The 25,177-nt window shown below is 60.8% G+C and carries 11 protein-coding genes and 1 pseudogene; 10 read left to right on the top strand and 2 right to left on the bottom strand.

Annotated features, from left to right (window positions below; genetic code table 11):
• Positions 1-16: 16 nt before the first annotated feature.
• From pvdN to ATI02_RS03590, 10 genes and pseudogenes are all read left to right on the top strand, one after another.
• Positions 17-1,297: a pyoverdine-tailoring periplasmic protein PvdN gene (gene pvdN, locus ATI02_RS03630; RefSeq protein WP_100845453.1), complete on the top strand. Its 1,281-nt coding sequence runs from the start codon at positions 17-19 to the stop codon at positions 1,295-1,297.
• A 30-nt stretch (positions 1,298-1,327) separates the two neighbouring features.
• Positions 1,328-2,221, top strand: a complete 894-nt coding sequence (gene pvdO, locus ATI02_RS03625) for a dihydropyoverdine dehydrogenase (protein ID WP_100845452.1) — start codon at positions 1,328-1,330, stop codon at positions 2,219-2,221.
• 119 nt (positions 2,222-2,340) lie between these two features.
• The gene (locus ATI02_RS03620; protein WP_100845451.1) at positions 2,341-3,990 is read left to right on the top strand and encodes a cyclic peptide export ABC transporter; all 1,650 of its coding nucleotides are present in this window, start codon (positions 2,341-2,343) and stop codon (positions 3,988-3,990) included.
• 155 nt (positions 3,991-4,145) lie between these two features.
• Positions 4,146-6,572, top strand: a complete 2,427-nt coding sequence (locus tag ATI02_RS03615; RefSeq protein ID WP_100845450.1) for a TonB-dependent siderophore receptor — start codon at positions 4,146-4,148, stop codon at positions 6,570-6,572.
• A gap of 313 nt (positions 6,573-6,885) precedes the next feature.
• On the top strand, positions 6,886-8,877 hold the full coding sequence (locus tag ATI02_RS03610; protein WP_100845449.1) for a pyocin-S2/colicin E7-DNase domain-containing protein: 1,992 nt from the start codon (positions 6,886-6,888) through the stop codon (positions 8,875-8,877).
• Complete coding sequence (locus tag ATI02_RS03605) at positions 8,878-9,138, top strand: bacteriocin immunity protein (RefSeq protein ID WP_100845448.1); 261 nt, start codon at positions 8,878-8,880, stop codon at positions 9,136-9,138. It begins immediately after the preceding gene.
• Positions 9,139-9,233: 95 nt separating this feature from the next.
• Positions 9,234-9,584 carry a bacteriocin immunity protein gene (locus ATI02_RS03600; protein WP_338110251.1) on the top strand — a complete coding sequence of 117 codons (351 nt, stop codon included), beginning with the start codon at positions 9,234-9,236 and terminating at the stop codon, positions 9,582-9,584.
• 171 nt (positions 9,585-9,755) lie between these two features.
• A complete protein-coding gene (locus ATI02_RS03595) occupies positions 9,756-10,016 on the top strand; it encodes a bacteriocin immunity protein (protein ID WP_100848424.1) in 261 nt (86 codons plus the stop codon).
• Between the two features lie 21 nt (positions 10,017-10,037).
• Positions 10,038-10,163, top strand: a pseudogene (locus ATI02_RS33125) (HNH endonuclease); the annotation flags it as partial.
• Between the two features lies 1 nt (position 10,164).
• The gene (locus tag ATI02_RS03590) at positions 10,165-10,422 is read left to right on the top strand and encodes a bacteriocin immunity protein (protein WP_100845446.1); all 258 of its coding nucleotides are present in this window, start codon (positions 10,165-10,167) and stop codon (positions 10,420-10,422) included.
• 111 nt (positions 10,423-10,533) lie between these two features.
• Here the strand turns inward: ATI02_RS03590 and ATI02_RS03585 are convergent, their stop codons facing one another.
• Together ATI02_RS03585 and ATI02_RS03580 are read right to left on the bottom strand one after the other, a co-directional pair.
• Positions 10,534-11,481: an alpha/beta hydrolase gene (locus ATI02_RS03585; RefSeq protein ID WP_100845445.1), complete on the bottom strand. Its 948-nt coding sequence runs from the start codon at positions 11,479-11,481 to the stop codon at positions 10,534-10,536.
• A 63-nt stretch (positions 11,482-11,544) separates the two neighbouring features.
• A complete protein-coding gene (locus ATI02_RS03580) occupies positions 11,545-25,167 on the bottom strand; it encodes a non-ribosomal peptide synthetase (RefSeq protein WP_100845444.1) in 13,623 nt (4,540 codons plus the stop codon).
• Positions 25,168-25,177 lie beyond the last annotated feature (10 nt).

Raw genomic sequence — 25,177 nt, 5'->3', positions numbered from 1 at the left:
CAAGCGATCAGACCTCATGACCAACCGTCGTTCCTTTCTCAAACAAGCCGGCATTCTTGCCGCCGGCCTGCCCCTGGGCACTGCCGTCAACCTGCCGGCCCGCGCCGCCAATCCACAACCGATCGGCGGGAACAAATGGACACAACTGCGCCAGCTGTTCGATCAGGACCCGGATTACCTGCATTTCGCCAACTTCCTTGTGACCTCCCATCCGCGCCCGGTGCGCGAAGCCATCGAACGTTACCGCGTGACCCTCGACCGCAATCCCGGTCGCGCGATGGATTGGGATCTGGGCGAAACCGAAAAACGCGAGCAAGCCGTGCGCGAATGGGCCGGTCGCTACCTCAAGGCCAAGCCTGAGCAGATCGCCCTCACCGGCAGCACCACCGAAGGTCTGGCCATGATCTATGGCGGCATTCATGTGCGCGCCGATCAGGAAATCCTCACCACCGAACACGAGCACTACGCAACCAATTACAGCTTGGCTTATCGCCAACAGAAAGATGGCGTAAAGGTGCGCAAGCTGAAGTTGTTCGACAGCAGCGCAAAAGTGTCCGTCGACGAAATACTGACCAGTATCGACAAAGGCATACGCCCCCAAACCCGTGTGCTGGGCATGACCTGGGTGCAATCGGGCAGCGGCGTGAAGCTGCCGATCGGCGAGATCGGCAAACTGGTGGATCGGCACAATCGCCAGCGCGAGGAAAAGGATCGCATCCTCTACGTCGTCGATGGCGTGCACGGCTTCGGTGTCGATGACCTCGACTTCCCCGACATGCATTGCGACTTCTTTATCGCCGGTACCCACAAGTGGATGTTCGGCCCCCGCGGTACCGGGATCATTTGCGCACGTTCCAGCGAACTCAAGGACGTCACCCCGACCATCCCGACCTTCTCCGAAGCCATCACGTTCTCGACCATCATGACCCCCGGTGGCTATCACAGTTTCGAACACCGCTGGGCGCTGGATGAAGCGTTCAAACTGCATCTGATGTTGGGCAAGCGCGAGGTCCAGTCGCGTATTCACCAACTCAACACCTACGCCAAGAACCGCTTGCTGGAGCACCGCTCGATTGAACTGGTGACACCGCGCAGCGCCGATCTGTCTGCCGGTTTTACCTTCTTCCGAATCAAGGATCGCGATTGCGATCAGGTCGCTGCTCAACTCATGCAAAACCGCGTGGTATGCGATGCGGTGGAGCGCGACGTCGGCCCGGTGATCCGTATCGCGCCGGGTCTGCTGAACAGTGAAAACGACATCGAGCGTTTCATGACTGTGCTGCAAAAGCAGCTGTGACGCACCGCTTTCCTTTAAACGAGATGACTCATGAAACGTGATCTGTTGACCCCTGCCGTCGGCGCCAAAGCGCTCAAGGCACTGGCCCTCGCCGCCCTCATGAGCGGCCTGCTGACGAGCGCCGCCCAGGCCGCAACCGCCCCTGCCGCTGGCAAAGTGTTCAAGGACTGCAAGGACTGCCCGGAAATGGTCGTGCTGCCGGCCGGCACCTTCACCATGGGAACACCGGAGGATGAAGTCGGACGCGAACCCGACGAAGGACCGATGCACGATGTGACCTTCGTCAAGCCCTTCGCCATGAGCCGCTTTCAAGTCACCGCAGGGGAGTGGGACAGCTACATTCGCGAGAGCGGTGCGGTGATCGCCAACGGTGACACGCGTCCCGGTCGCGAGTGCGTCGCGAGCAAACCGCGCTATCCGCAAACCCCGCGTCAGCCGGCCGTGTGCATGGACTTCCAGGACATCAAGAACTACGTCGCCTGGCTGTCGAAAAAAACCGGGCAGAAGTACAGCATGCTCAGCGAAGCCCAGCGTGAATACGGTGCCCGTGCAGGGTCCAAAGGACCGTTCCCCTTCCCGTTCGACGAGGGCAAGGGCTACACCATCGCCAGGCACGCCAACACCTACGGCCCGACGGACGGCTACAGTTTCAGCTCGCCGGCAGGCAGCTATCCGGCCAACGCCTTTGGCCTGTACGACATGCACGGCAATGTCTATGAGTGGGTCGAAGACTGCTATCACCCGGACTACAAAGGCGCGCCAACCGACGGCAGCGCGTGGCTTGAACCCAACTGCGACACCCTGCGCATTCGCGGCAATGACTGGGGTGAAGCGCCGGTATTCTCGCGTTCGGGTAACCGCAACGACATCGATCCGAAGACCCGTGGCGACTGGATCGGTTTCCGTGTCGTGCGCGAGTTGTAATCGGCAGTAACGCTTCTCCTCTCCCCCCGGTCGCCGCCAGTCGGCGACCGTCTAAATTAAGCAGCGGATCAGACGTTCTACAGGGTATCTGCCTTTACGACCCAAGGAACTGTCCTGTCATGACCCAGCCTACGCGCGGTGCAATTCATGAATTGTTCACCCTACTCAAACCTTTTCGGCTCGTCGTCGCACTGTCGGTCATTCTGGGTATGGTCGGTGGCCTGAGTGTCACCGTCCTGCTGGCCACCATCAACAACGCGCTGCACTCCGAATCCGGTCTGACCCAAGGCGTGGTCGCGCTGTTCGGTGGCCTGTGTGTGCTGGCGCTGCTCAGCTCGATCTGCTCGGACATCGGCACCAATTATGTCGGCCAGCACATCATCGCCACCCTGCGCAAACAACTGGGCGAGAAAGTCCTGTCGGCACCGATCGAACAGATCGAACGCTATCGCAGCCATCGCCTGATTCCGGTGCTGACCCACGATGTCGACACCATCAGCGACTTCGCCTTCGCCTTCGCGCCACTGGCCATCTCGCTGACCGTGACCCTCGGTTGCATGGGTTATCTGGCGATGCTGTCGTGGCCAATGTTCCTGATCATGGTGGTGGCAATCCTGATCGGCACGGGCATTCAGTACTTCGCCCAAGGGCGCGGGATCAAAGGTTTCTTCGCCGCCCGTGACGCTGAAGACGAACTGCAAAAGCACTACAACGCGATAGCCGAAGGTGCCAAGGAACTGCGCATTCACCGCCCGCGCCGCCAACGCATGTTCAACAGCGGCATCCAGGGCACTGCCGATTTCATCTGCAAAACCCAGATCAAATCGATCAACACCTTCGTGATCGCCAAAAGTTTCGGCTCGATGCTCTTCTTTGTGGTCATCGGTCTGGCACTCGCCCTGCAATCATTCTGGCCCAGCGCTGACAAAACCGTGATGAGCGGTTTCGTCCTGGTGCTGCTGTACATGAAAGGTCCGCTGGAACATCTGGTCGGCACCTTGCCGGTGGTCAGCCGCGCACAGATCGCCTTCCGCCGCATCGCCGAACTGTCGGCGCAGTTCTCCTCGCCCGAGCCGCATCTGTTGCTCAGCGATCAGGGCAAGAAAGCCGAGCCGGTGCAGAGCCTGGAACTCAAAGACGTACGCTATACCTTCCCGGCCGTGGGCGACGCCAATCCGTTCACGCTAGGACCGGTGAACCTGAAGATCGAACAGGGCGACATCGTGTTCATCGTCGGCGAAAACGGCTGCGGCAAGACCACCATGATCAAATTGCTGCTGGGCCTGTATCCGCCACAGCAAGGCGAGATCCGCCTTAACGGCGAGTGCGTGACCGCCCTCACCCGCGACGATTACCGCCAGTTGTTCACCACGGTCTTTGCCGACTACTACCTGTTCGATGACGTGGTGCAAGGCGATACGCACATTCCCGACGACGCCAACAAATACCTGCAACGCCTGGAAATCGCCCACAAGGTCAGCGTGCAGGACGGCAGCTTCACCACCACCGACCTCTCCACCGGCCAGCGCAAACGTCTGGCGCTGGTCAATGCCTGGCTGGAGGAACGCCCGGTGCTGGTGTTCGACGAATGGGCCGCGGATCAGGACCCGACCTTCCGCCGCATCTTCTATACCGAGTTGCTGCCCGACCTCAAGCGCCTGGGCAAGACCATCATCGTGATCTCCCACGATGACCGTTACTTCGACGTCGCCGACCAGTTGGTGCGCATGGATGCCGGCAAAGTCAAAACCGCGCTCAACCCGGCCTGACACGCCCGCCGCTCAGGGATGGGCTGATCCCGCCTTCACGCGATAGCAGAGTTTTTCGCGGTTGGCGGGATTTTTTTCCGGTTTTTACGCAGTGTTGCGTCTAATTATCATTAACTAATAAAACTGCACTCGCACTTCAGGAGCATCCCGAGCAAATGCAAGCCTTAAAGTTGTCCCGCACCCCTCTGGCTGTAGCCATTTCCCGCCGCAATCCGCGTGGCGCCGTGCTGTCAGGTGCCCTGCTGACGCTGATGTTGTTGGGCAGCGCCCAAGCTCAAGCGACGCCGGTCGACGTCAACGTCCCTGCGCAACCGCTGTCCAGCGCACTGCAACAGCTTGGGCAACAAGCCAACCTGCAGATTCTCTACAGCCCGGAAACCCTTGCTGGCCTGAAGTCGAGTGCGGTCTCCGGTCACCTGGAGCCGAAACAGGCGCTGGACAACTTGCTGCTGGGGAGCGGCATGACTTATCAACTGACCGGCAACACCGTTTCGCTGGTGCCGGCCGCCGGAGCAGCTGCGGGAAACGCCCTGGAGCTGGGCGCGGTATCGATTTCCGGCAAGGCGCCGGGGTCGACCACTGAAGGCACCGGGCTGTACACCACGTACTCATCCAGTAGTTCGACGCGTCTGAACCTGACACCCAAGGAGACCCCACAGTCGCTGACCGTCATGACCCGTCAGCGCCTCGACGACCAGCGCCTGACCAACCTCAGCGATACCCTCGACGCCACACCGGGCATCATCGTGCTGCGTGACGGCCAGGGCGCAGAGTCCGACGGTTACTTCTCCCGTGGTTTCGAGATCCAGAACTTCGAAATCGACGGCGTGCCGACCGTCAAGCGCATGGACAACTACACCCAGAGCATGGCGATGTACGACCGTGTTGAAGTGGTGCGTGGTGCCACCGGTCTGATCAGCGGCCTGGGCAGCCCTTCGGCGACCATCAACCTGATCCGCAAACGCCCGACCGCCGAAGCGCAGGCCAGTGTCACCGCTGAAGCCGGCAACTGGGATCGCTACGGCACCGGCTTCGACGTCTCAGGGCCGTTGACCGAAACCGGCAACATCCGTGGCCGTCTGGTCGGCGACTTCAAGACTGAACAGTCCTGGGTCGACCGCTACAAGCAAGATTCCCAGCTGATGTATGGCATCACCGAATTCGACCTCAGCGAAGACACCCTGCTGACCATGGGCTTCAGCTACCAGCGCACCGACGTCGACTCGCCAATGCGTTCAGGCCTGCCGACCCGTTTCACCGACGGCTCGCGCGCCAACCTCAAGCGTTCGCTGAACTCGGCGCAGACCTGGTCTTACAACGACCACGAACAAACCAGCTTCTTCACCTCGATCGAACAGCAATTCGGCAATGGCTGGAGCGGCAAGGTTGAATTGACTCACTCCGAGAACAAATTCGACGAGGTCTTCAACTACGTCAACGGCGGCCTGAACCCTGACGGCAGCGGCACGACCCAACTGCCGGTGCGTTTCTCCGGTACGCCGCGCCAGAACAACATCGACGCCTATCTGACCGGCCCGTTCGGTCTGCTGGGTCGCGAGCATGAGCTGATCGCCGGTGTGACCCTGTCCCAATACTACGAAAACGTGCCGAGCTACGGTGGCTGGAAAACCGACTACTCCACCTCCCCTGCCGGCGCCATCGACAACCTGCTGAACTGGAACGGCGATTCGGTCAAACCCGAATTCAACGTCACCGGCAAATCCACCGTCGACGAAACTCAATACGCCGCGTATCTGGCCACCCGCCTGCGTGCCACCGATGACCTGAGCATCCTGCTCGGCAGCCGCGTGGTCGACTGGCATCGCGATATCGAAGACAAGCCGTACGGCGGCGCAGAAACCAAGACCAAGGAATCGGAAACCGGCGTCTACATTCCGTACGCGGGTGTGGTCTATGACGTCAACGACAACTGGTCGTTGTATGCCAGCTACACCAAGATCTTCAACCCGCAATCGTCGTGGGTTCGCGACATCAACAACAAGCCTCTGGACCCGATGGAAGGCACCGGCTACGAAGTCGGCGTCAAGGGTAGCCACTTCGATGGCAAGCTGAACTCCAGCTTCGCGCTGTTCAAGATCGAGCAGGACAACCTGGCGATCTGGATCGACACCCCAGGCGGCAATACCTACAAATCCGAACAGGGCACCACCACCAAAGGTGCGGAATTCACCCTTGATGGCGAACTGGCCGAAGGCTGGCAAGCGTCTGCCGGTTACGCCTACGCGGTCAGCACTGACGCCGATGACCAGCGCATCGTCACCACCCTGCCCCGTCACAGCCTCAAGACCTTCACCAGCTATCGCCTGCCGGGCATTCTGGACAAAGTCACCGTTGGCGGTGGCGTGAACTGGCAGAGCAAGACCGGTGCCGACCTGCATACCTTCCAGCAAGGCAGCTACGCCGTCACCAACCTGCTGGCGCGTTACGACATCAGCAAAAACCTCAGCGCCTCGGTCAACCTGAACAACGTATTCGACCGCGAATACCTCAGCTACGCAGGCGACCACGGCATGTACGGCGCACCGCGCAACATCATGACCGGCTTCAAGTACACGTTCTGATTTAACCACCGCAACACAAAAAGCGCCCCGGCCAAACCGGGGCGCTTTTTTTATGGGTAAAGGTTTAACGGACTACAAGGCGTGCGCTTTGAAAGGTATTTCCTTTCGTTGCATAGGAAACGTCCGATTACATAAAAGAAGCGTCCGCTAAAACCCTCCTTTCGTCGAAAACTCCCGCCTTATCTCCTGTCAGCACCTACAGACAACCCGGATATTTCCGTGAGCACTTCGTTGTAACTTTGATTGGCAGCAAGCAATTGACTGCTCACCCGTTACTTATCGAAAAACAATGCACATTCAAAAGGATATGAATATGCAAAAACCACCGCCGTTCGTATTGACCGAGGCAGTCCACACGACTGCGACAGCGCCTCCTGGCATGCGTATAAATCCCTCAACCGGCACCACGATTCCCAACAGTGGCCGATTCGGCCCGCCGCGAAACACCAGTCGCTATCAGCAAGTGCTGCAACACTTCACCGGCCCGCTGGAAGCGGAATATCAAGGCAAAACCACACACATCCCGTTGACCATCGAAGCGGATCTGGCAGCCGCCCGACAGGAGGTTTCGACCCACCCGCTACCACCGGCGGCATCGCTGATCCGCGAGCTGGGTGTACGCAACACCGTGATTCAGCGCAAGAGCCAGCAACTGCTGTACGAGACCCAGTTGTCCCACGGCTTTTATGGCAGCGATCCAACCGATAAAACAGTTTTCCAGTTCCTTTCCCGCGCGCAGATCGTCGACCCGATTCTCAGCCCCAACGGCCCGGGAATGAACCTGTGGAAACAGTCCTATCGCGCGGCGCTCGAAGCCAGGTTGCTGGCCCAGACCCTCACGGTTCTGCATCAACAACAAGCCAATGTGCACAACTGGCTGACCACCGTGCAGGCCAACGAACAGGCGCAAGCGGCTGCCGCCGAAGCGGCACGTCAGGCTGCTGAACACGCAAGGATTGCTGCGGAGCAACAGCGAGAGCAAGAACGCAGGGATCGCGAACGAGCGCGCGAGGCACAGGAGGTCAAAGCGCGCGAGGATGCGCACGCAAAGCAGATGGCAGACTCAAATGCCCGACTCGAACATCTGAACAATTGGCTGATATCGCTCGACACGGCTAGAGCACTACGCCCGTTTCTGGTGTCAAGTTCCTTCGCAACATCAAATCCAGTGTTCACCGTAAACGCCGGCCAAGTGGCAGCACGTGCTGCCACTGCAGCAGCAATCAGAGCGGCTCTGCAAGCAGGTATCGTTACAGCAACAACGGCCGCAGTCACAACCTCATCCGTCGTTTTGGTCGGGTTTGCCGCGTTACTGTTTCCTGCACCACTCGGCAACTCCGATGCCCGAGTTATCGAGGGCTCCCTTTCAGACTTCGTGCCCAAGGATCGCCAATCATGGATTGTTGAAGTCACAGACTTCAAACCCGACGAAATCCGTGCCTTGAGTGTTCCGTTGGCAGATCTGGCGACCGTACCCATTGAAGAACTGAACGGCATTGCGCTCACCAATGGCGATATTGACCTTCCAGTGACGCTGGGCTCCAGAACAATGAATAACGCCACTGAGTTCTTCGTGGCGTCGACCCACAACACCGGTATCGCGTCGAGGACTCCGGTCCGGCTCGCCAGGTTCGACTCCAGTCTGAATGTCTTCAGGGTCGACAGTCCAGACACTCCCTCAATCGGCATGACATGGACGCCCATTGTCAAACCGGCTAACAACTCAACCGCTTTACCGGCCAGTAAGCCAAACATTGTTGTGTACGACGGCACGGCCGTCGCGGTACTTGAAGGACGAATCGATACTCACCCGGAACTGGATGCCTATAGTTTCGGTGGGTTCATCACGGTGTTCCCGGCGGACTCGGGTATCTCACCCGTGTTTACGATGTTCAGGGATCGGCGACAAGATCCGGGAATCGCTACGGGGAATGGACAAGTGGTATCGGGTAATTGGCTGGGGGCGGCGTCAACCCCGGAGGGCGCACCGATACCCGCGCAGATTGCGGATAAGCTGAGGGGACGGGAGTTTTCCAGTTTTAAAGCGTTTAGGCGGGCGTTTTGGAAGGCTGTGGCTGCCGATTCAGACCTCGATAATAAATTTACTCAAATAAACAAATTGGATATCAGAAAGGGAATATCACCTGTTGCTGACAAATCGGAGCGTGTCGGCGGAAGAGTCAAATTGGAGATTCATCATGTCAACCCAATCAGCGAAGGTGGGTCGGTATACGACATCGACAATCTAAAAATCCTGACACCAAAACAACATATAGGCACTCACACAAAGAAGGAGACCAACTAAATGAACCTCAAGGGAAAACTTGAACACTACACAGAATCAGAATATCTCAGCCTTATAAACCGGCTATTCCATGGGAATTACCGTTCAGAGAAAGAACACGATGACATTGTAGAAAACATCGTAAAAACTTCAGAACACCCGAATGAAATAGACATTCTGTACTGTCCCGAAGAAGGCGTTGAGGACAGCGCAGCCGGCGTACTAAAAGCTATCAAAGAATGGCGAGCCGCCAACGGCAAACCTGATTTCAAACCAGAATAGAGTTCCAGCATAACCATGTGGCGAGGGAGCTTGCTCCCGCTCGGCTGCGCCGCAGTCGTAAAACCAGAGTTCAACGTGTGCCTGACACTCCGCTTATGCCGACTCTGGTCTGCTGCGCAGACCAGCGGGAGCAAGCGCCCTCGCCACGGGTTGAAGATTTTCCGGTATCGGTGGAGCAACTGAAGATGGTATTGAAGGCCAAGTTCGAAGAGTACACAGAGTCAGAATATGTAGCCCTGACTAGCCGCCTGTTCGCAGGAGACTATTCATCAGAAAAAGAGCTGGATGAAATTGTAGAACTCATCGTCGATGCAGCCGAGCACCCTGCAGGATCAAACGTTTTGTATTATCCCGCCGAAGGTGTTGAAGACAGTCCGGAAGGTGTTTTAAAAACCATCAAAGATTGGCGCGCCGCCAACGGAAAACCAGGTTTCAAACCGGAATAGTCAGTTCCTGAAAAAAGCTGTCAGGGCTGACCACTTCGTGAACAGGCTCACTCCCACAGGGAGTGATACTCAGACCGGTACAGCCCTGAAGATGCATAGCTCTGTGGCGGGGGAGCTTGCTCCCTCGCCACAGGTTCAATGTTGTCCGGCACTGGGAGAGATAATTTGAAAATGGTATTGAAGGCCAAGTTTGAGGAATACACAGAGTCAGAATATGCAGCCTTAATAAATCGTTTGGTGGAGGGAGACTACTCTTCCGAGAGAGAGCACGACGCGATAGTGGACAACATAGTGAACATTTCGGAACACCCGAGCGGTTCGGATATTTTGTACTACCCGGCTAAGGGAGTCGAAGACAGCCCCGCAGGCGTTTTAAAAGCCATCAAAGAATGGCGAGCCGCCAACGGCAAACCGGGTTTCAAACCGGAATAGTCAGTCCCTGAAAGAACTGTCAGCCAGATTAATCTCGAACTACACCACACGAAATACATATCCAAAAGCGGTGACATCTACGACATTGAAAACATAAGAGTCACCACACCAAAACAACACTCTGAAATCCACAAGGGAAAAAATTGAAATGCACAAACCAATTCTTTCCGATTACACCGAAGCAGATTTTCTGCGGTTCGTATCCGGAATTTGCAATGCGCAATTTGACTCGGAAAAAGAACAGGTCCGCGCAGTGCTGTTATTTGAAGAGCTGACTGAACACCCCCACGGCTCGGACATGATTTATTACGCCAACTCCGACGAGGAGGCTACCCCGGAAGCGATCGTTAGCAAAGTGAAGGAATGGCGAGCCGCCAACGGCAAACCCGGTTTCAAACCGCAATAGTCAGTTCCTGAAACAAGCTGTCAGGACCGGCCTCTTCGCGAGCAGGCTCGCTCCCACAGGGGCGGATGTTGATGGCCTGAGGTGTGGACGCACACATCAGGCCAGGGCGGATCAGACCGTTTCGGGATACATCACAGTGCGCAGCACAGCCACCAGCTCCTGATAAATTGCCTCCACCTCTTCGGTGACCATGCGCATGCGCAGGAAGTCGTGCACGTGGCCGCTGAATTCGCGGCATTCAAGCAATCCTCCGGTGCTGGCCAAACGTTCGGCGTAGGCGCGGCCTTCGTCCACCAGCGGGTCGAAGCCTGCCAGGGCGACGTAGGCCGGGGCGGCGCCGGCGAGGTCGCTGCACAGCAGTGGCGAGAAGCGCCAGTCGCTGCGATCCTCGATGCTGCGGGCGTAGTGCTGGTAGAACCATTCCAGGGAATCGCTTTCCAGCAGGTAGCCTTCGCCGAGCAAGTCCATCGATTCACGGCGTTGCGAGGCGTCGGTCACCGGGTAGCAGAGCAATTGCAGGCACGGTTTCAGCGCGCCGGGGGCGCGCGCCTCAAGCGCCAGCACGGTCGCCAGCGTGGCGCCGACGCTGTCGCCGCCAAACACCAGGCGCGACAGGTCGAGAGCAAATTCACCAGCCTGTTCGCGCAGCCAATCCAGTGCATCGGCACAATCATGCAACGCCACCGGGAACTTGTGTTCCGGCGCGCGACGGTAGCCGACCGACAACACCGCACACGGCGTGCGCGCGCAGAACTCGCGGCAGATACCGTCGTGGGAGTCGAGGCTGCCGACGACAAAACCACCGCCGTGCAAAAACAGCAGCACCGGCAAGACACCGCCCTTTTGCAACGGACGGTACAACCGCAAGGTCAGTTCAGCGCCGTCGCGGGCACGGTGTTGCACCTCGCTCACGTCGACATCCGGCACGGCCCAACGCATCTGTTGCGAGGACTGCTCGAACGCCTCTCGCGCCTGCTCGGGTGTCCCTTGGTGAAACGCGTCGTTCTGATTGTCTTCGACCAGATCAAGAAACGCCGCTACTTCCGAATTCAATGGCATGCATCACATCCCGGGGCGCTGCGCGCAATGCACACCGCCCCTCTCAAAAAGTTAAAGACCGGCTCAGCGCGCCGACTGTTGCAGGCAATGCTCGACCAGCGCTTCCAGCTCGGCCTGATACTGCTGCATCAAGGTCTCGATGGTGCTGGGGCGGAAGCGACGGGTGCTGTACATGCAGCGCATCGACAGCTTGCCGTCGAACACCTGACCGACGATTTCCAGCCAGTTGCCAAGGTTGGCGTCCAGGCTGTAGACGTCGCCGATGTGCTCGTCCGCCGGCATCAGCATCGCCTGCTCATCAAAGGTCTGGTCGAACTGCCCCAGGTAGTTGAAGGTCAGTCGCGCCTGTGGCAACGCCGCCAGACGCTGTTGCACCGACGCATCGGCCATGTAGCGCAGCGCGCCGTAGCCGACGCCCTTCTGCGGCACCACCGCCAACTGCTCGCGTACCGCCAGAATCGACGCGCCGAAGTCCTCCTGTGGCATCGGCGCCAGCCGAACCGGGAACATGGTGGTGAACCAGCCAAGCGTGCGGCTCAGGTCCAGCCCGTCGACCAGGTCTTCACGGCCGTGCCCTTCCAGTTGCACCAGCACCGACTCGGCCTCGCTCCAGCGACACAGCACACGACCGAGCGCGGTCAGCAGCAGATCGTTGATCTGCGTGCCGTACACCGCTGGCGCCTGTTTGAGCAATTGCCCGGTGCGGGTGGCGTCGAGCCCCATGAACGTTTCTTCGCGAAAACGCACCAGGTTCTTGCCGCGCGGGTTGTCACACGGCAGATCCTTGCCCGGCTGATCCAGCTGTTCGAGCCAGTAATCCAGCTCTTGCTCGACCAGTGCCGGCACCTGCGCCGCGAGGCCATCGGCCCAGGCGCGATAGCTGCTGGTGCGCTGCGCCAGTTGCGGCTCGCGGCCCTGACTGAACGCCTCGTAGGCCATTTGCAGGTCTTGCAGGAATACCCGCCACGACACCGCATCGATCACCAGGTGATGAACCACCAACAGCAGACGTACCTCGCCGTCCGGCAGGTTCACCAGCAGGCCGCGCAGCAGTGGCCCCTCGAGCAGGTTGAGGCTGCGCTGGGCCTGGTTGACCAGTGCGTCGAGTTGCTCGATATCGCTGATCTCACGCTGCCACAGCAACGGGTTGTGCTCGGCGATGCGCAAAGTGTCCTGCAATGTTTGGTAGTGCTGCAGCCAGCGACCCTGATCCTGATAGAAACGCAGCCGCAATGAGTCATGCTGCTCCAGCATCAACCGCAGCGTCTGCTCCAGCGCCGGGGCATCCAGTGCTTGACGCGAACGCAGCATCATCGCCTGATTGAAATGATGCGGTTCACTCATGCCCTCGGCGAAGAACCACTCCTGAATCGGCAATAGACCAAACGCGCCAGCCTGCGCCACATGACTGCTGTCGGCGGTCTGGCTCGAGTGCGCGACCGCTTGCTGGTCGAACAGGTTGCCAATGGTCTGGAAGCGCATCAGGTCGCGCAGCTTGATGTCCAGTTTCAGTTGCGCATGGTTGCGCGCCCGGGAAATCACTTGCAGGCTGAGAATCGAATCACCGCCCAACTCGAAGAAGTTGTCGCTGATACCCACCTGCTCCACTTGCAGCACATCGGCCCAGATCTCTGCCAGCCAGCGCTCCTGCTCGTTGCGTGGCGCCTGATATTGATCGGCGCAAAACTCTGGCTCCGGCAGCGCTTTGCGGTCCAGTTTGCCGTTCGGCGAAATCGGCAGGCGTGCCAAAACAATGATCTGCAGCGGCACCATGTATTCCGGCAGTTGTGCGCGCAGCAACGTCTTGAGGCGGTCACCGGCGTTGTCGTCAGCGCTGACCACGTAACCGATCAACTGTTTGCCCGAAACGCCGTCACGGGCGATAACCACCGCATCGGTGACACCGTCCTGAGCACGCAGGCAGGCTTCGATTTCACCCAGTTCGATGCGGAAGCCGCGAATCTTCACTTGATGGTCGGCGCGGCCGACGTAATCGAGGATGCCGTCGTGACGCAGGCGCACCAGGTCACCGCTGCGGTACAGACGACTGCCCGGCGCGCCGAACGGATCCGGCACGAAGCGCTCGGCGGTGATGGCCGCACGGCCATGGTAACCGCGGGCTACCCCGTAGCCGCCGATATACAACTGGCCGGACAAGTCTTGTGGCAGCGGATTGAGATCGTCGTCCAGCACCCACAGCGAGCGTTGGCCGACCACTCGCCCGATCGGCGCATAGGCGGCAGCGCAGGCTTCATCGTTCGGCGCTTTCCAGAGCATCGGCGTGACCACGGTTTCGGTCGGGCCGTAACCGTTGGTGATGAACTGCGGCCGCAGCACGCGGCGAACTTGCGCCAACGTCTGCTCTGGCACCGCGTCACCGCCCAGGCAGTAAATGCGCACCTGCGGCACGGCCATACCGCTGGCCTCGACGTACTCGGCGACCTGCTTGAGGTAGGCCGGCGGGAAACATGCGATGTCGATCGAACGGCTGAGCAAGGCGTGGCTGGTCTGCTCCGGCGTCCACAGTTCATGATCGCGCAGCACCAGGGTGCCGCCGAAGGCCAAGGTGGTCAGCCAGCGCTCATGCGCGCCATCGAAGGCGAACGACATGAAGTGCAATTCGCGGGTGCTGGCGTCCATTTCGTACAGTTCGCGGATCGCCTGGCAATGCATGCTCAGCGGTCCGTGGGTCACCGCGACACCTTTGGGCAAACCGGTAGAGCCCGAGGTGTAGATCAGGTACGCGAGACTGTCATCACAGGTATGCACCCGCGGTGCGGTGTGCGGATATTGATTGCCATCGAAATGATCGAGATCGAGCAATGGCAGGTTCGCCGGCAGCGGCAAGCGCTGGCTGGCGGCGCCACGGCTGATCATCTGACGCATACCGGAGTCTTCGATCATGAAGGCCAGACGATCGCTCGGGTAATCGATGTCCAGCGGCACGTAGGCAGCGCCACTTTTGAACACCGCGAGCAACGCCACCAGCATGTCGAGCGAGCGTTCCAGTGCGACACCGATCAGTACTTCCGGACCGGCACCCGCCGCGATCAAATGATGCGCCAACTGGTTGGCACGGCGCTCAAGTTGCGCGTAACTCAACTGCTCGTCGCCACATTCGGCGGCAACGGCCTCAGGACGTTGCGCGGCAATCATCGCCGGCAACAACTCACGCCGATGCACCGCCGCCGGTTCTGCGCCCCACTGCTGCAAGGCCTGCCATTGTGGCGCAGCCAGACGTTGCAGATTGCCCAGACGCTCGGTCGGTTGCTGCATCATGCTGTGCAGCAACACTTCCATGGTCTGGCGGATCCGCTCGACCGCTTCGACACTGAAACGATCACGCAGGAACAGGTACTCGATGGAGAACTCTTCGCCCAGATGCACCGCCAGGTCCATCGGGAAGTTGGTCACGTCATGGCTGGCCGAGGTGCCGAAACGCAAGCCGCCCGGTGCCTGTTCCAGACGCTGGTCGATCGGGTAGTTCTCGAACACGATGATGCTGTCGAACAAGGCTTGCCCGCCCTGCCCCGACCAGCGCTGAATGTCCGCCAGCGGCGCGTGAGCATGTTCACGCAGGTCGAGGTTGTAAGCCTGCAGGCTGCTCAGCCAGGCATTCAGCGGCTGTGCCGGATCGAGGGTCTGGATCACCGGCAAGGTATTGATGAACAGACCCAGCATGCTGCCGGCATTCGGCAAGCCTTCCGGGCGTCCGGCCACGGTGGCACCAAACGCCACGCTGTGTTGCCCGGTGTAGCGCTGCAACAAAAGCAACCATGCGCCTTGAATCAGCGTGTTGGCGGTGATGCCCTGCGCTCGGCAATGCTGCTGCAACAAAGCGGTCTGCTGTGCATCCCAACGGGTGTACAACGCCTGGTGCCCGTGCTCGGCGGACTCGTGACGCGGGTGCATCGCCTGGCTCAACGCGGGCGGTTCGACCAGCGTCTGCAAGTGGCCGCGCCAGAACTGCTCCAGTTGCGCCGAATCCTGCTGCTGCAACCACGCGATAAAGTCGCGATAACGACCGCTCTCGCCTTCAACCTGACCGGTCGCGTAATGCTGCAGCACCTCGCCGAACAACTGCGAACTGCTCCAGCCGTCCATCAGGATGTGGTGGCTGGTCCAGATCAATTGGTACTTGTCCGCACCCAGACGAATCAGGCGCGTGCGCTGCAACGGCATGCGGTCCAGCGCAAAGCCCTGAACGCGCTGCTGACGGGCGAACTCGGCGAGTTGCGCATCATCCATCGGCGTGTCCAGCGCTTGCAGGTCAACCACGCCCTGACGGTGGACGATCTGCACGGGTGACGCCTGGCTGTCTTGCCAGTGGAACGACGTGCGCAGAATTTCGTGGCGCTGCACCACGCAATCCCACGCGGCACGGAAGCGCTCGATATCGAGGCCTTCGACGGACAGGTTGAGCTGGTTGACGTAGAGATCGTCACCATCATCGGACAAGGTGTGGAACAGCATGCCCTGCTGCATCGGCGACAACGGATAGATGTCTTCAATGTCCGCAACCGGCACCGGCAAGCTGTCCAGACGCGCCTGGTCCAGCGCAGCCAGCGGGAAATCCGGCGGCGTCAGGCCGTGGTTGCCCGGAACCACGCAATGGTCGATCAGCGCCGTCAGTTCACGCCCGTAATCATCGGCCAATGCCTGCACGGTCGCGGTGTCGAACATCTGCTCGCTGAAGCTCCACGACAGGCTCAGCTCACCGCCATACACCTGGCCGTTGACCGACAACCAGTTGCCCAGAGGGGCGCGATCGCTGAGGTCATTGCCGGCACTTTCGCCGGCCGGCAGGAACAGCGCAGCTTCGTCAAACTGGCTGTCGAACTGGCCGAGGTAGTTGAAGGTGATTTTCGGCGTTGGCAGTTCTGCCAGGGTCTCACGCGCCGAGACATCGCCCAGATAACGCAAGGCACCAAAACCGATGCCCTTGTCGGGAATCGCGCGCAGTTGTTCCTTGATCTGCTTGATAGAGTCAGCGAGCTCGCTGGCCGGCGTCAGGTGCACCGGGAACACGCTGGTGAACCAGCCGAGGGTGCGGCTCAGATCGATATCGTCGAACAGGTCTTCACGACCATGACCTTCCAGCTGAATCAGCGCCGAGTCATGCCCGCTCCAGCGGCTGATGACGCGCGCCAGTGCGGTCAGCAGCAGGTCGTTGACCTGCGTGCGATAAGCCGCCGGAGCCTGTTGCAACAGTTGTCTGGTCAGCTCAGGGGCAAGACGCGTCTGCACACTTTGCGCATAGCGATTTTCCAGGCTGCCGTTCGGGCGCTCGCACGGCAACGTGGCGGTTGCCCCCTGCAAGTGCTCACGCCAGAAGGCCTGTTCATCATCAAGGCTGGCGGTGTGCGCCTGCAGGCGTTCGGCCCAGGCTTTGAAGGCACTGGTCTTGGCCGGCAACGCGACCTCGCGCCCGGCCTGAATCTGGCTGAACGCGGTGTGCAGATCTTCCAGCAGAACCCGCCACGAGACACCGTCGACCACCAAGTGATGCACCACCAGCAGCAAACGCTGAGTGTGGTCCGGCAGATCGAGCAGCACACCTCGCAGTAGCGGACCGTCGTGCAGATTGAGGCTGCCCTGGGCCTGCTGGCAGGTGGCTTCGATTTCACCAGGATCGGTCAACGTGCGCTGCCAGAGCAGTGCTGGCGCAGGCTCGATCGGGCGGTGAGTGGCGGTCCAGCCGTCAGTCGTTTCACGGAACGACAAGCGCAAGGCATCGTGATGCACAACCAGTGCCTGAAGCACTTGCGCAACGGTGTCGGCGTGCAGGGTCATCGCCGGTTTGAGCAGCAACGACTGGTTCCAGTGATGCCGCTCGGGAATCTCGCTGGCGAAGAACCATTGCTGGAACGGCAGCAACGGCGTCGCGCCGCTGACCGGCCCCTGGTCGATGTTCAGCAGCGTGCCGCCCAGTTGCGCGACTGCCGCCAGTGCCTGCACGGTCTGATGCTGGAACAAATCCTTGGGCGTGAACTGGATACCGGCCTGCCGCGCACGGCCGACCACTTGAATCGAGATGATCGAATCACCGCCCAGTTCGAAGAAGTTGTCCGTGGCGCTGACACGTTCAAGGCGCAGGACATCGGCCCAGATCGTGGCAATGCGTTGCTCCATGTCGTTGCGCGGCGCCACGTAGCTGTTCTGCATCAGGCGGGCATCCGGTGCTGGCAGCGCCTTGCGATCCAGCTTGCCGTTCGGAGTCACCGGCAGTTGCGCCAGCACCATCAAGTGCGCCGGCACCATGTGCGTTGGCAGACTCTCCTTGATGGCGTTGCGCACGCTGTCGCGCCATTCGCCCAGATGAGCCTCTGCTACCGGTTGCGTCGGCACCAGATAGGCCACCAGTTGCTTGCCGCTGGGCCCGGCATGCGCCAGTACCACGGCTTCGCGCACGCTGCTCAGCTCCAGCAGACGCGCTTCGATTTCGCCCAGTTCGATGCGGAAACCACGGATTTTCACCTGATTGTCGACGCGCCCCTGATAGTCAAACACGCCATCGGCGCGCTCACGCACCAGGTCACCGCTGCGATACAGACGACTGCCCGGCGCCCCGAACGGATCGGGTACGAAGCGTTCAGCGGTCATCGCCGGACGATCCAGATAACCCCGGGCCAGCCCGGTGCCGCCCAGGTACAACTCGCCCATCACGCCCTGTGGCAACGCATTGAGATCAGCGCTGAGCACACAGGTGCTGCGGTCGCCGATACGCGTGCCGATCGGTGCATAGGCAGCGCCGCACTCGTCATGGCGCCCGGCCTTCCAGATCAGCGGAGTGACCACGGTTTCGGTCGGCCCGTAACCGTTGATGATGTACTGCGGCGCCAGCGCGGCACGCGCCCGCTCAAAACTGTCGTTGGGCACGGCGTCGCCGCCGAAGCAGTAAATGCGCACTGCGGGCGGCTGGCCGACCTGTTCGGCGTGCTCGGCCAATTGCTGCAAGTACACCGGCGGGAACGCCGCCACGGTCACACCGTGCTGTTGCATGGCGGTATAGGTCTGCTCCGGGCTCCACAGACTGTCGTCACGTAACAACAGCCGCGAGCCATGGGTCAGCGGCGTCAACCAGCGTTCATGAGCGCCGTCGAAGGCGAACGACATGAAATGCAGCTCGCAATCGTCCGGGGTCATTTCATAACGCTGGCCGATGGCCTGGCAATGCATCGCCAGCGGGCCGTGCGCCACGCACACACCCTTGGGTTGTCCGGTGGAACCTGAGGTGTAAATCACGTAGGCGAGGTTTTCCGCCTGCACGTCGACCTGCGGCGCAACGTCTGGCCATTCGGCGGTGGGCAGCGAGTCCAGATCCAGTGCGCGCAAACCGGGGCTCAGCGGCAACCGGGTGCGCAATTGCGAATCGGTGAGCAACAGCGCGATGCCCGAATCTTCGATCAGATAGGCCAGGCGCTCGCGCGGATAGCTGGCGTCCAGCGGCACGTAGGCGCCGCCGGCCTTGAGCACAGCGAGCAAGGCCACCAGCATCGATGGGCTGCGCGGCAGGGCTACGCCGACGCGCACTTCCGGGCCGACGCCTTCATTGATCAACACATGCGCGAGACGATTGGCCTGGGTTTCAAGCTCGGCGAAGGTCAATGCCTGATCGCTACAACGCACGGCTTCTTGTTGCGCCTGCTGCGCCGCAATCACCGCGATACGCTGATGCACCAGCAACGGATCGGTGCACGGCTGCGCACGATTGCTGTCCTGCAAACGGTGCTGTTCTTCACGGCTGAGCAGGGTCAACGCGCCGAGACGCGCATTGGCCGACTGCACGAATTGCTCCAGCAGCGAGGCCAGTTGTACGTGCAGACGGGCAATCGTCGCCTGGCTGAAATTAGCCACGGCAAAGCTGTAATGCACCGACAGGGTTTCGCCCAGATTGACCCCGACCGTCAAAGGGAAGTTGGTTTGTTCACGGGTGTCGACCGCGCCGAAATTCAGGCCCAGCGCTGAGCCTTGCTCTAACGCTTCGGAGATCGGGTAGTTCTCGAACACCAACAGGTTGTCGAACAGGCCATCGCTGCCCTGCCCCGACCAGCGCTGGATATCGGCCAGTGGCGTGTGTTCGAAATCACGCAGGGCGATGTTGAGTTCTTGCACGGTTTTCAGCCACTGGCTGACCGTCAGTTGCGGTTCCGGACGGGCAATCACCGGCAAGGTGTTGATGAACAGGCCGACCTGCTGCTCGACCCCCGGCAGGTTCGCCGGACGCCCCGACACGGTGGCGCCGAATGCCACGGTCGATTGCCCGGTGTAACGCTGCAACAGCACTAGCCACGCCGCTTGCACCAGGGTGTTAAGGGTGACCTTTTGCTGGCGGGCAAATTCACTCAGGCGCAACGTGCCGGTGGCGTCGATCCACTGCTGATATTGTTCGGTCCCGCCATCGGCGCTCGCCGAACGATCCGCCAGCCCTTGGGCCAGGCGGGTCGGCTCATCAAATTGAGCCAGACGTTCAAGCCAGAACTGCTCGCTGAGCTGACTGTCCTGACGCTGCAGCCAGGCGATGTAATCGCTGTAGCGGCCGATGGTCGCTGCAGGCACTTGCCCGGCATAGCGTTGCAACACCTCACCGAGCAACTGCGAGTTGCTCCAGCCGTCCATCAAAATGTGATGGCTGGTGTAGAGCAGTTCGTGACGGTCTGCTGCGGTGCGCACGACTACCAGGCGCAACAGCGGCACCTCGCTCAGGTCGAACGGACGACTGCGCTCGGCCTCGGCCAGCACCTCCAGCGCTTCACTCGGCTGGCCGCGCCAGTCGTGAACGGTGAACGGCAGCGTGGCCGTGCGTTCGACGATTTGCAGTGGCTGCGCTTGCGCGCCGCCCCAGACAAACCGCGTACGCAGAATGTCATGAGCCTCCAGCGCCGCTTGCCAGGCCTGACGGAAACGCTCGACATCGAGCCCTTCCACCGACACGCGCATCTGGTTGATGTAATCGCCCGAACCTTGTTCGTACAGGGTGTGGAAAAGCATGCCCTGCTGCATCGGCGACAGTGGATAAACGTTGTCCACCGCTTGCGGATCCGTGATCAGCTGATCGAGCTGCGCCTGGCTCAGGTCAGCCAACGGGAAGTCCGACGGCGTCACGCCGCGGTTGTTCGCCTCACAGCAATGGGCGATCAGCGCATTGAGTTCTTGCGCATAGTCGTCAGCCAGACGCTGGATCGTCGCCTGATTGAACATTTCGTGGCTGAACGACCAGCTGAGGTTGAGCTCACCGCCATAGACCTTGCCGTTGATGTCCAGCCAGTTGGCCAGCGGGGCCAGCGAACTCTGTTCACGGCCGGTGCTTTCACTGGCGGGCACGAACAGCGCGGCATCGTCGAACTGGCTGTCGAACTGCCCCAGGTAGTTGAAGGTAATGCGCGGTACCGGCTGCGCGGCGAGGGTCTGCTGCGCGTGTTCATCGCCCAGGTAACGCAAGGCTCCAAAACCCAGGCCCTTGTTCGGCACGCCACGCAGCTGTTCCTTGACCGCCTTGAGCGAGTCGGCCAGGCCCATGGCCGGGGTCAGGCGTACCGGGAACAGGCTGGTGAACCAGCCAACGGTGCGGCTCAGGTCGATGTCGTCGAACAGCTCTTCACGGCCATGACCTTCGAGCTGAATCAGGGTCGAAGCCTGCCCGGTCCAGCGGCAAATCACCCGCGCCAGTGCCGTCAGCAGCACATCGTTGATCTGCGTGCGATAGGCGGCGGGCGCCTGCTGCAGCAATTGGCGGGTCTGATCGGCATTCAAGCGGGTTTCCACACTCACCGCGTGACGGTTTTGCAAGGTCGCCGCAGGGTTGTCGCAAGGCAGATCGGCAGGCGCCTCGCCCAACTGCTCGGCCCACCACGCCAGTTCGTTGTGCAGCTCGCCGGCGGCGAACGTTTGCAGGTGTTGCGCCCAGTCCTTGAACGGGCTGGTCTTGGCCGCGAGTTTGATCGTCTGACCGTTTTGCAGTTGCTCGCAAGCGTTCTGCAAATCTTCCAGCAACACGCGCCAGGACACACCGTCGACCACCAGGTGATGGATCGCCAGCAACAGACGCTGACTGCCGTCGCCGACCTCAAGTAGCACGGCGCGCAACAGCGGACCGTTTTGCAAATCAAGACTGCCTTGCGCGGCGTCGCACACCGCTTCGATTTCGTCGGCGTGCTGCACGCTCGCCCGTTGCAGCAACGGCTGGTTGTCCGGCGCACGGTGCGTGGCAGTCCAGCCATCAGCGCCTTCGCTAAAGCTCAAGCGCAAGGCATCGTGATGCGCCACCAGCGCCTGCAAGGCGTGTTCGAGGACATCGGCGTCGACCGTCTGCGAAGGTTTCAGCAACAGCGACTGGTTCCAGCGCTGACGCTCGGGAATCTGCAGTTCGAAGAATCGTTGCTGGAACGGCAGCAACGGCGTGCTGCCGGTGACAGCGCCCTGCTCGATGCTGAACGCCGCCTCGCCACGCTGGGCGACCCGGGCCAGACCTTGTACGGTCTGGTACTGGAACAGATCCTTGGGGGTGATGCGCAGACCGGCCTGACGCGCCCGGCTGACCACCTGGATGGAGATGATCGAGTCACCGCCGAGGGCAAAGAAGTTGTCGGTGACGCCCACCTGCTCGAGCCCGAGTACCGCCTGCCAGATCTCGCACAACTGCCGTTCGTTGTCATTGCTCGGCGCCAGGTAGCTGTGCTGCTCCAGCGCTGCGTCAGGTTTGGGCAGTGCCTTGCGATCAAGCTTGCCGTTGGGGGTCAGCGGCAGTTGTTCAAGGAACAGCAAATGTGCCGGCACCATGTATTCCGGCAGGTGTTCACGCAGGCCGGCCTTGAGCACTTCGCGCAGACGCGCTTGCTCTTCGGCATTGCCCAGGGCAGCGCTTGGCACGATGTAGGCGACCAGTTGCTGACCGCTCGCGCCTTCCTGCGCCAGTACCGCGAGTTCGCGCACCGCGTCTTGTTGCAACAGGCGCGCTTCGATCTCGCCCAGCTCGATGCGGAAACCGCGCACCTTGACCTGATGGTCGATACGCCCGACGTATTGCAGGTTGCCGTCAACTTGATAACGCGTCAGGTCACCCGTGCGGTAGAAGCGCTCGCCCGGAGCACCGAACGGGTTCGGCAGATACTTTTCTGCGGTCAACGCCGGCCGGGCCAGGTAACCGCGGGTGATGCCGGCACCGGCCAGATACAGTTCGGCGGCAACGCCTTGCGGCACCGGTTGCAGCTCGCCATCGAGGACATAGCTGGCGGTGTGCTTCAGTGGCCGGCCGATGCTCGGCTGGCCACCCGCCGTGCGCCGGGTCCAGGTCGAATAGGTGGTGTCTTCCGACGGACCGTACAGGTCGAAAACATGCTCGACCGTCGGTTGCGCGTACAAGGTGTCGACCAGCGCTTGCTTGAGCGGCTCGCCGGCCAGATTGATGATGCGCACGCTCGGCGGGATCTCGCCACTGCGTTGCAGGGCGGCAATCGCCGACGGCACGGTGTTGATCAGGCGCACCTGATCACGGGCCGGCAACTGCGGCAACTCCAGCGCATTACGGGCGATGATCAGCGAGCCACCGTTGGCCAGGGTGACAAACAGTTCCCACACCGACAGGTCGAAACACACCGAGGTCGAGGCCAGCACGCCTTGAATATCGTCGCGGCTGTACACCGATTGCGACCAGTCGATCAGCGCCAGCACGTTGCGATGCGCAATCGCCACGCCTTTCGGTTTGCCGGTAGAACCGGAGGTGTAAATCACATACGCCAGGTTGTCGGCCGACACCCGCGTGTCCGGCGCTTGCGCAGGGTACGCGGCGAAATCTTCGGCAGCGTTGTCCATCAGCAGCACGTCGGTGTCGGCGGCAATCGCCAGATTGGTGGCGACATCCCGTTCGGTCAGCAGGCACAACGCACGGCTGTCTTCGAGCATGTAAGCGACACGGTCGGCCGGGTAGTCCGGGTCGAGTGGCACGTACACACCCCCAGCCTTGAGCACGGCCAGCAGAGCGACCAGCAGATTCTCCGAGCGCTGCATCGCCACGCCAACCCGCACTTCCGGGCCGACGCCACGCTCGATCAAGGCATGCGCCAACGGGTTGGCCCGCGCTTCAAGCTGGGCGTACGTCAGGTGCCGCTCGGCAAAGGTCACCGCGCGTGCATCCGGGGTCTGCGCCGCCTGAAGAGCGATCAACTGGTGGATGCACAGATCGCTGGCAAACGGAGCGTCCACAGGGTTCCAGTCGTGCAGCAAGACCTGCCGCTCACTGGCATCGAGCAACGGCAACTCGCCGAGACGCTGTTGCGCATCGCAGACGATGCCCTTGAGCAGCGCCTGCAAGTGCCGGCCCATACGCTCGATGGACGTCGCCTCAAACAGGTCCGTGGCGTAGATCAGCGAGGCCCACACGCCTTGCGGCGACTCGTGGGTTTCAAGGGTCAGGTCGAACTGCGCCGTGAGGCTGTCCCAGTTCACACTTTCAATCGCAAGCCCCGGCAATTGCATGGCCTGACTGGCCTGCCGCGCGCCGCTCTGATGGTTGAACATCACCTGGAACAACGGGCTGCGGCTCAGGCTGCGTTCCGGCGCCAGAGCTTCGACCAATTGCTCGAACGGCAGATCCTGATGCGCCTGCGCGCCCAGCGCCGATTGCTTGGCCTGGGCCAGCAACGCGCTGAACGGCATGCTGCTGTCGAGGGTGGCGCGCAAGACCTGGGTGTTGACGAAAAAGCCGATCAACCCTTCGGTTTCCGCGCGGTTGCGGTTGGCAATCGGCACGCCGATGCGAATGTCATCTTGACCGCTGTAGCGATGCAGTAAGGTCTGGAACGCCGCCAGCAACAGCATGAACATCGTCACGCCTTCACGGCGCGCGAGGTCCTGCAAGCCTTTGCTCAACGCCGCGTCCAGTTGCAGATCCAGACGTGCGCCGCGATAGCTTTGCACCAGGGGGCGCGGATGGTCGGCCGGCAGTTCCAGCACGGCCGGATCCGAACCCAGGTGTTCGACCCAATAGCTCAGTTGCCGCTCCCGCTCACCGGCGTCCATCCAGCTGCGTTGCCACTGGGCGAAATCGGCGTACTGGATCGGCAACGGTGCCAGCGTGGCCGGTGCGCCCCGACTGAACCCGGCATAGAGTTCGATCAGTTCGCCGACCATCACTTGCATCGACCAGCCATCGGAAATGATGTGATGTTGCACCATCACCAGAACGTGATCGTCCGGTGCCAACTGCAACAGGCAGACTCGCAGCAACGCATCCTGTTCAAGGTCGAACGGGCGGGCGATCTGTGCTTCGATGGCCGTGCGCAAACGCGGCTCATCGACTTCGCCTGCCAGTTGATGAACCTCGATCTGCGAGGCATACGGCGCCTTGATCAGCTGAATGGCCTTGTCCTGATCACCTCGGGCAAACCCGGTGCGCAGACTTTCGTGACGCTCGATCAGCGTATCGAAACTGCGCTGCAGTACTGCCATGTCCAGGGCGCCGCGCAAGCGCAACGCCGTGGGGATGTGGTACGCCGCGCTGTCCGGCTCCATCTGCCAGAGAAACCACTGCCGCTCCTGGGCATAAGACAACAGCAGCGGTTCACCTTCGGTGCGCCGGAAAATCGGCGCGATGCCATAAAGGTTAATGCCCTGTTTGCCCAGTAGAATCGCCAGCGCCTTGCGTTTCTCGGGAGAAAGCGCGCCTACCGATTCAATCAACTGCTGCATGCCGTGGTCC

It is taken from the genome of Pseudomonas baetica, assembly GCF_002813455.1.
Taxonomy (GTDB): Bacteria; Pseudomonadota; Gammaproteobacteria; order Pseudomonadales; family Pseudomonadaceae; genus Aquipseudomonas; species Aquipseudomonas baetica.
Note: the sequence above shows the minus strand (reverse complement) of the source record. Positions and strands in the feature narration are given on the sequence as shown.

Coding starts and splice junctions, on each gene's coding strand:
- pvdN (WP_100845453.1), top strand. CDS start 17: ATGACCAACCGTCGTTCCTTTCTCAAACAAGCCGGCATTCTTGCCGCC.
- pvdO (WP_100845452.1), top strand. CDS start 1,328: ATGAAACGTGATCTGTTGACCCCTGCCGTCGGCGCCAAAGCGCTCAAG.
- ATI02_RS03620 (WP_100845451.1), top strand. CDS start 2,341: ATGACCCAGCCTACGCGCGGTGCAATTCATGAATTGTTCACCCTACTC.
- ATI02_RS03615 (WP_100845450.1), top strand. CDS start 4,146: ATGCAAGCCTTAAAGTTGTCCCGCACCCCTCTGGCTGTAGCCATTTCC.
- ATI02_RS03610 (WP_100845449.1), top strand. CDS start 6,886: ATGCAAAAACCACCGCCGTTCGTATTGACCGAGGCAGTCCACACGACT.
- ATI02_RS03605 (WP_100845448.1), top strand. CDS start 8,878: ATGAACCTCAAGGGAAAACTTGAACACTACACAGAATCAGAATATCTC.
- ATI02_RS03600 (WP_338110251.1), top strand. CDS start 9,234: ATGCCGACTCTGGTCTGCTGCGCAGACCAGCGGGAGCAAGCGCCCTCG.
- ATI02_RS03595 (WP_100848424.1), top strand. CDS start 9,756: ATGGTATTGAAGGCCAAGTTTGAGGAATACACAGAGTCAGAATATGCA.
- ATI02_RS03590 (WP_100845446.1), top strand. CDS start 10,165: ATGCACAAACCAATTCTTTCCGATTACACCGAAGCAGATTTTCTGCGG.
- ATI02_RS03585 (WP_100845445.1), bottom strand. CDS start 11,481: ATGCCATTGAATTCGGAAGTAGCGGCGTTTCTTGATCTGGTCGAAGAC.
- ATI02_RS03580 (WP_100845444.1), bottom strand. CDS start 25,167: ATGCAGCAGTTGATTGAATCGGTAGGCGCGCTTTCTCCCGAGAAACGC.